Here is a 591-nt window from a genome sequence, read left to right as displayed (position 1 = left end):
TTACCCCCAAACCCTGGCTTTCCACGAAACTAACTCAACCCGGCCCCCAAAACAACACCAACCCTTTCCAAATTACCCTCCCCCCCCCCCGCCCCCCCCCCAGGGGGGGCCCCCCGCTTCCCCACGTCGACGGCTCGGGGTGAATGGTGACGGGCGCTCAGGGTGGGCGGAGCGAAGCGGAGTCCACCAGGCTCGACAGGAAGATAGGGGCGGGCGTTGGCATTGACCTGTTGTGAGATGGGGGGAGGTCAAATGGTGGGATGTGGAACGGAGTTACTGGGCCTACACAGTGCACGAGTGATGCACTGCTGCCGGCTAGCTCATCGAATTCCGCTTGCGGAATTCAGTTCCCCCGCTCGCGGGAGAACACGCCGGAGCGAAGCGGAGGCATGTCCTACCTGGCTTGCCAGCAGGGAATTCCGCTTGCGGAATTCAATCCTCGCGCTTGCGCGAGGATTTCATCCGGAGCGAAGCGGAGGATTCGATTCCCGCGCAGCGGGAATCCCGCCGGAGCGCGGCGGAGGCGCCCTGCCCTGCCCGGAGCGCAGCGAAGGGCAGGGCCCTTGCGAAGCAAGGGAATTCCGCTTGCGG

This window comes from Kitasatospora sp. NPDC127121, from assembly GCF_042677305.1.
GTDB lineage: Bacteria > Actinomycetota > Actinomycetes > Streptomycetales > Streptomycetaceae > Kitasatospora.
This window is presented reverse-complemented; position numbering follows the sequence as displayed.